This window comes from Mesorhizobium sp. M0437, from assembly GCF_040321335.1.
Lineage (GTDB): Bacteria > Pseudomonadota > Alphaproteobacteria > Rhizobiales > Rhizobiaceae > Mesorhizobium.
Genome location: NZ_JAMYRK010000007.1, coordinates 163,954 through 170,866 on the forward strand (window position 1 = coordinate 163,954; position 6,913 = coordinate 170,866).

At 64.2% G+C, this 6,913-nt stretch carries 7 protein-coding genes; 4 read left to right on the forward strand and 3 right to left on the reverse strand.

The window, feature by feature from the left end; all coding sequences use genetic code 11:
- Position 1: 1 nt before the first annotated feature.
- Positions 2–1,030: a tetraacyldisaccharide 4'-kinase gene (lpxK, locus tag NKI72_RS07445; RefSeq protein ID WP_352831745.1), complete on the forward strand. Its 1,029-nt coding sequence runs from the start codon at positions 2–4 to the stop codon at positions 1,028–1,030.
- A gap of 249 nt (positions 1,031–1,279) precedes the next feature.
- On the opposite strand, the gene NKI72_RS07450 is transcribed toward lpxK, so the two are convergent.
- Entirely contained in the window at positions 1,280–1,513 is a 234-nt protein-coding gene (locus tag NKI72_RS07450) for a DUF2093 domain-containing protein (protein WP_031211156.1), read from the reverse strand.
- A gap of 284 nt (positions 1,514–1,797) precedes the next feature.
- On the reverse strand, positions 1,798–2,724 hold the full coding sequence (locus tag NKI72_RS07455) for a LysR family transcriptional regulator (RefSeq protein ID WP_352685489.1): 927 nt from the start codon (positions 2,722–2,724) through the stop codon (positions 1,798–1,800).
- Positions 2,725–2,814: 90 nt separating this feature from the next.
- Here NKI72_RS07455 and NKI72_RS07460 point away from each other — a divergent pair, with 90 nt between their 5' ends.
- Together NKI72_RS07460 and NKI72_RS07465 are read left to right on the forward strand one after the other, a co-directional pair.
- A complete protein-coding gene (locus tag NKI72_RS07460; protein WP_352831743.1) occupies positions 2,815–3,708 on the forward strand; it encodes a DMT family transporter in 894 nt (297 codons plus the stop codon).
- Positions 3,709–3,784: 76 nt separating this feature from the next.
- Entirely contained in the window at positions 3,785–4,129 is a 345-nt protein-coding gene (locus tag NKI72_RS07465; protein ID WP_352541554.1) for a DUF2185 domain-containing protein, read from the forward strand.
- A 61-nt stretch (positions 4,130–4,190) separates the two neighbouring features.
- Here the strand turns inward: NKI72_RS07465 and mutL are convergent, their stop codons facing one another.
- On the reverse strand, positions 4,191–6,041 hold the full coding sequence (gene mutL / locus NKI72_RS07470; RefSeq protein WP_352850013.1) for a DNA mismatch repair endonuclease MutL: 1,851 nt from the start codon (positions 6,039–6,041) through the stop codon (positions 4,191–4,193).
- A 559-nt stretch (positions 6,042–6,600) separates the two neighbouring features.
- Between mutL and NKI72_RS07475 the strand changes: the two genes are divergently transcribed.
- Positions 6,601–6,913 (forward strand): IS110 family transposase (locus tag NKI72_RS07475; protein WP_352850014.1); only part of this gene is annotated, 313 nt, incomplete at its 3' end.

Genomic DNA, 6,913 nt, shown 5'->3' on the forward strand with positions numbered 1-6,913 from the left:
CGTGACCTCGGAAGCGCCGCCCTTCTGGTGGGAAGAGCCGGACTGGCGGGTCACGGCGCTGTCGCCGCTCTCCGCCGTCTATGCGCTTGTCGCCGGTCGCCGCATGCGGCACGCGCCGCGTGAAAAGGTCGAGGCGCCGGTGCTCTGCGTCGGCAACTTCACCGTCGGCGGCACCGGCAAGACGCCGGTGGCGATCGCGCTGGCCGAGCAGGCCAGGCGCATGCAGCTTAATCCGGGTTTCCTGTCGCGCGGCCATGGCGGCTCCTTCGCGCGGCCGCATATCGTCGATCCGCACCACGATGCCGCCAAGCATGTCGGCGACGAGCCGCTGCTTCTGGCCGAACACGCCCCGGTCGCGGTGACGCCGAACCGGGCCGCCGGCGCCAGGCTTCTGCTGGAGAAGCTCGGCTGCGATTTCCTGATCATGGATGACGGTTTTCAGAGCGCGCGCATCCACATCGACTATGCGCTCGTCGTCGTCGACGCGCGACATGGCATCGGCAATGGCCGCGTCATCCCCGGCGGGCCGCTGCGGGCAAAGATCGTCGACCAATTGGTCTTCACCAGCGCCTTGCTGAAGATGGGCGAGGGCACCGCGGCCGATACGGTCGTGCGCCAGGCAGCGCGCGCCGGCAGGCCGATCTTCGAGGCGCACACTGCCCCGAGCAGCAAGGTGACGCTGGCCGGCAGGCGGTTCCTGGCGTTCGCCGGCATTGGCCATCCCGACAGGTTTTTCGACACCGTAGCCGAGGCCGGCGGCGAGCTTGCGCTGACCCGACCGTTTCCTGACCATCATTTCTACAGTGCGGACGAGCTTGCCGAATTGGCGGCGACAGCACGTAAAGCCGGGCTTGGTCTCATTACCACCGCCAAGGACGCTGCCCGCCTGCGTCACGGCGCGGCACCGCCGGAATTCCTCGACGGGCTCGATGTGCTGGAGATCGACACCGTCTTCGAGCTCGACCATGTGCCGCAACGCATCATCGACGAGACGCTGGATGCCTGGCGGCAGCGCCGGCTTAAAGGCTGACCAGAAGCGTGAGCACCGAGGCAATGCGGGACTGGAATTTGCGGCTTTCCGCCGGTCGAACGTATTTTGTTCTTGCTTTGTGCCGGCAGCTATGCTAGTAATTTGGGTATGGTGATGATTCGCCGGTGGCCCGCCCTCGAACTTGAGGCGGGTTTTTTATTTCATGGCCTCTAAGGTTTCGGTGTTGCCGGCCTGACGCCGCGGCAGAGGGCGCAGGATCGCAACGGGGCTGCTTCCATTTGCGCTGGACTAGCGTCGGCGGCGCAGTTCCGGATGCGCTTCGATCTCGCGGCGCAGCGAGGCAGCGGCGTTCACATAGGGTTCCTGCCTGGCGACACTCCAGTATTTAAGCTCGTCGAGCGGGATGCTCTCGCCGGTCACCGCGCAGCGTACGAAGGCGCCGGGGCTGGTCACCTGGAAGTCGCCGTCGAGATAGCGGATGCGGGCTTCCTTGCCGCCGGGTCCTTCGAAACGGTTCATCATGGGGTGGTGCCGAAATTCATGACGATGTCATCGCCACAAATTGCGGCGAGGTCAAGCTTGACGTTGATGACGGCCGATCTCTCCCCTTGTGGGGGAGATGTCCGGCAGGACAGAGGGGGGCGCTGTCCCGCGGACCTCTCAATCGATTGCGATTGCGTCCTCAGCTTGTTCTCGGCTGGTCTCAAAGTTAGCGAGCTAGCGATCCTTCGCGCCCCTCTCTGCCCTGCCGGGCATCTCCCCCACAAGGGCCCACAAGGGGGGAGATCAGCGCTTGTCCGTCGCTCCTAGCTCTCTACCTCAAGGAACTCTTCGATCTTCTCCGCTGGCAGCCCGGCCTGGACCGCGATGCGCCGGGCGAGTTCGGCGGCGGCGGCGCGCGGGCGCCCCAGCGGCCGGTCGAGCCAGTAAGATATCGGGCTTAGCGCACTGCGCTCGTCTACGGCGACGATGCGGCCCGATTTCAATTGGTCCACCGTCAACGGCGGACGTGCCAGCGCAATACCGAGCCCGTGCGCGGCGGCGTCGAGCACGAGGTTGTAGTCCTCGAAACGGCGGTCGTGCGGCCGCGGCCGATAGTCCATCTCCTGCGCCGCAAACCAGGCGCGCCAGGCTGAAGCGTCGGAATCATTGATCACCGGAAATTCGAGCAGTCGGGCGGGATCTCCGCGACCGATCTCCCTGGCCAGTCCCGGCGAGGCGACCGGGAACACATATTCTTCGAAAAGCTGCACCGAGATCCGGCCCGGAATGCGACCGCGCCCGCAGCGGATCGACAGGTCGATGCCCTCGTCGGCAAGATCGCCTTGGCGGATGTCGACGTCGAGCACGATACGCAGCTTGGACGGGTGGTTCTCCAGCGCCGCCATGCGCGGCATCAGCCACAGCCCGCTGACCGAGGGGATCGAGGTCAGCCGCACCACCGCCGTGCCGCGCGGCTCGACCCAGCGATCCGAATTGCTGGCGATCAGGGCAAAGGCTTCGGTGGTGCGCAGATGCAGGCGATTGCCCTCGACCGTCAGCGAGACGCCGCGGGCGCCGCGATCGAAGACTTTCAGCCCGAGCCAACCCTCGAGCTTGGCGATCTGCCGGCTGACGGCGCCGTGAGTGATGTTGAGCTTCTCGGCCGCCGCCGAAAAGCTGCCGGTCCGAGCCGCGGCGTCGAAGGCGCGCAGCGTTTCGAGCGGCAGCATCGGGTCTAAGCTGTGATCCATAGTCACAGGTGATCCTCGATTTGTTCGTTTGTCAACCGACCCGCAATAGCGTTTCTCTACTTCATGGCATTGGATCGCGAGGACACCCAGATGAGCGCTTACACCGGCACGTTGAATACGACACAGCGCATGGATGCCACGGCTGCCATCGCGGTGGCGCTGACGGTGGTCGGCTGGGCCTCCGCCTTTCCGGCGATCCGCGCCGGCCTTGCCGCTTTCGGGCCGCTGGAACTTGGCGCGCTGCGCTTTGCCATCGCCGCGGTTCCGGCGGCGATCTTCCTCGCGGTCAAGCGGCCGGCGCTGCCCAGGCTCGATGAACTCTGGCGCTTTGTCTTCGGTGGTGCCGTCTTCGTCGCGCTCTACACGGTGATGCTCAATTTCGGCGAGCTGACCGTTTCGGCCGGTGCGGCCGGCTTCATCATCAATGTCAGCCCGATCTTCACCGCCATCATGGCCATGGCGCTGCTCGGCGAACGCTTCTCGGGCCTCGCCTGGGCCGGCACATTCCTGTCCTTCGCCGGTATCGGGATCATCGCCATGGGCGAGGGGCAAGGGCTGCATTTCAACAATGGTGCGCTGCTTGTCCTCGGCTCGGCGCTGTGCTCGGCCGTCAACACCATCGTCCAGAAGCCGCTGTTTGCCCACCATCACCCGCTGACGATCTCGGCCTCGAACATGGTGCTTGGCGCGCTCTGCCTGTCGCCGTTCCTGCCGAGCGGTCTGGCGCAGGCGGCGGTCGCCGACACCGCCGGGCTCGGCGCCGTCATCTTTCTCGGCATCGTACCCAGCCTGATCGCCTATGCCGCGTGGGCGACAGCACTTTCCCGACTGCCCGCGGCGCGTGCCTCGACCTTCCTCTATCTGGTGTCGCCGATGGCGACGCTGATCGGCTTCTTCTGGCTGGGCGAGGTGCCGACGCTGCTCGGCATAATCGGCGGGGCGCTGGCGCTGGGCGGCGTCATTGTGGTGAATTTGAAGAGATGAGAGCTTTAGTGCTTGACTGCTGGTGGCGTACGCGGCTGATTTAACTAGAAGTACGGTTGCCACCAGTGAGCTTTGAATGCCTAAGACGTTTTTCAGGGATGGTTCGACGTTTCGCCCAATAGCAGTTGGTTACGGCAGCTGTATTGCGACCGACCGCATCACCGTGGATGGCGCGCAAGTAGGCTATCTTTACCGCGAAACGCCAGATCATCCGGTTGATAGCGGATGGTGCTTTTTTGCAGGCGATGAATCTGACGAATACATCAACGACCCCAACAATTCCGGGTTGTACGATGTCAATACAATTGCGAATTACGACCCGCTCATTACCTCTTGTTTAGAGGCGCCTTGTGGAAGTGCGTTTTTGAGAATCGAGGGGAAGTTTGTCCGTCAGAAGTTCGAACCCCCAGATGATGATTAAAGCCGCCTGTGGAACCAGCCTTGCTAGCGAGTTATAGACAGCGCCAGCGCGAGCGACCTTCTCACCGCCTCCCAAACAGCCTCTCGATATCCGCCAGCTTGAGCTCGATGTAGGTCGGGCGGCCATGGTTGCAGGTGCCGGAGCCGGGCGTCGCCTCCATCTGGCGCAGCAGCGCGTTCATCTCTTCCGGTTTGAGCAGGCGGCCGGAACGTACCGAGCCGTGGCAGGCCATGGTCGCGGCTATTCTGTCCAGCCGCTCCTTCAGCGTGTCGACCGTGTCGTTGTCGGCGATCTCGTCGGCGAGATCGCGCACCAGCTGCTGGACGTTGGTCTCCCCGAGCATCGATGGCGTCTCGCGCACCGCGACGGCACCGGGGCCGAAGCGCTCGATGCCGAGGCCGAAGCGGGCCAGCGTCTCGGAATGCCTGGCAAGCCGCTCGGCATCCTCTTCCGACAGATCGACAATCTCGGGCAACAGCAGCATCTGCGACGGCACCGCGCGTGAGTGGAGGGCGTTCTTCAAGGCCTCGTAGACCAGCCGCTCATGCGCCGCATGCTGGTCGACGATGACAAGAGAATCCCTGGTCTGGGCGACGATATAATTCTCGTGCACTTGCGCGCGCGCCGCGCCCAGCGCCGTGCCGAGCAGCGTTTCCGCCGCTTCGTTTTGCCCGGCGCGCGCATCGGCGCTGTGCAGCGGCCCGGCGTCGAAGGCCGCCTGCTCGTCCTCGCCGAACCCGTCGCCCATATCGAGCGGCCGCTGTGGCGAACGGCCAGGATCGAACCCGGCAAAGCCTGAGGCCCGGTAAGCGGCCTCGTAGCTGCGGTGACCGTTGGCCGGCCCGCCATGCGCATAGGATGCCGCGCCTGGCCGGAACGCCGCCATCATGCCGGCGGCCCCTGTGGTGGCGGGGCGGATGCCGGCATTGGCCAGCGCTTCGCGAATGGCGCCGACGATCAGCCCGCGCACCAGCCCCGGGTCGCGGAAGCGCACGTCTGCCTTGGCCGGATGGACGTTGACGTCGACGATCGCCGGATGGAGCGTCAGGAACAGCACGGTGACGGCATGGCGGTCGCGTGGCAGCACGTCGGCGAAGGCGCCACGAATGGCGCCGGCGATCAGTTTGTCACGCACCGGACGGCCGTTGACATAGGCGTATTGCTGCAGCGCGTTGGCGCGGGTGAAGGAGGGGACCGAGACATGGCCGGCGAGATGCACGCCGTCCCGCATCGCGTCGATGGCGATCGCATTGTCCGGAAAGTCGGCGCCCATCACCTGCGCCACCCGGCGCAGCCGGCCTTCCGGGCTGTCGTCGGTCGCCGGCAGTTCCAGCGTCGAGCGGTCCGGGCCGGCCAGGGTGAAGCGCACGGCGGGAAAGGCGATGGCGATGCGCTTGACCACGTCGCCGATGGCCGTGCTTTCGGCGCGCTCGCCCTTCATGAATTTGAGCCTTGCGGGCGTGGCGAAGAACAGGTCGCGCACCTCGACCGTGGTTCCGCGATTGGCCGCCGCCGGCCTGACCGCGGAGACGCGGCCGCCCTCGATGCCGATCTCGGCGGCGTTTTCACTGGACGCGGTGCGCGAGCGGATCGACAGCCGTGCCACCGAGCCGATCGAGGGCAAGGCCTCGCCGCGAAAGCCGAGCGAGCGGATGTCGTGAATGTTGTCGGCGAGCTTGGAGGTGCAATGGCGCGCAATCGCCAGCGCCAGTTCCTTTTCCGGAATGCCCGAGCCGTCGTCACTGACGCGGATCAGGTTCAGCCCGCCGCCGGCGGTGACGATCTCGACTCTGGTAGCGCCTGCATCCAGCGCGTTCTCGACCAGTTCCTTGACCACGCTTGCCGGACGTTCGATGACTTCGCCGGCGGCGATCTGGTTGATCATCGTTTCGGAAAGCTGGCGGATCGGCATGGGGCACTATAGGCGGATTCGTGGTCGATGCGGGAGGGGGAGAATAGCGTTGACCGTTGCAAGGCAGTGAGACTGCTCCGTTGCTCCGCCAGAGGGGGTGCTGTCCCGCCACGATATAGAGATAGGAATATTGTTGAGTGAATGGGCTTGGCCCCAACTGACTTATTAGAATTAGTCGGGCGAAGGCCAAAATCCGAAGCGAATGGCCGTTGGAGGCGACATTTGGACGTCATCCTAGATTACTTGATGGTAAAGTTCGCTCGATGGATACAGCGTCGAAAGAGTCGTATTGCGAGAATAATTTGGTTTACTATTTGGACGGTTATTTCGATATTGCTAACAGTTTTTCTATTTTACCTCCTGTATATTCGAAACCTGACCATATAGTTTCGTGTTTCTACCACTGCGGCGCAGGTGCCGCCGCAGGCTTGATCGCGGACACCCTCGATGCGGATCTCGGGGGCACTGTCGATAGTGATGGGGTGGACGCCCCCTCGACGGCATCGATGTGCCAGAATGGTGGTGTTTGACAGCCACCGTAAGAGAGGGAGCGTCCACAATGGAAGTTAACACGATCGGATTGGACCTAGCGAAGAATGTGTTTCAGGCGCATGGAGCCGATGCGGCGGGCGCCATTGTTTTCCGCAAGCAACTGCGACGCGACAAGGTGCTTGCGTTTCTCGCTGGGCAGCCGGCCTGCTTGGTCGCCATGGAGGCCTGTTCTGGGGCGCATCACTGGGCGCGCGAGATCGGCAAGCTCGGGCACACCGTTCGTCTGATCCCGCCATCCTATGTGAAGCCTTTCGTGAAGCGGCAGAAGAACGACGCCGCCGATGCCGAGGCGATCTGCGAGGCCGCGCAGCGGCCGACCA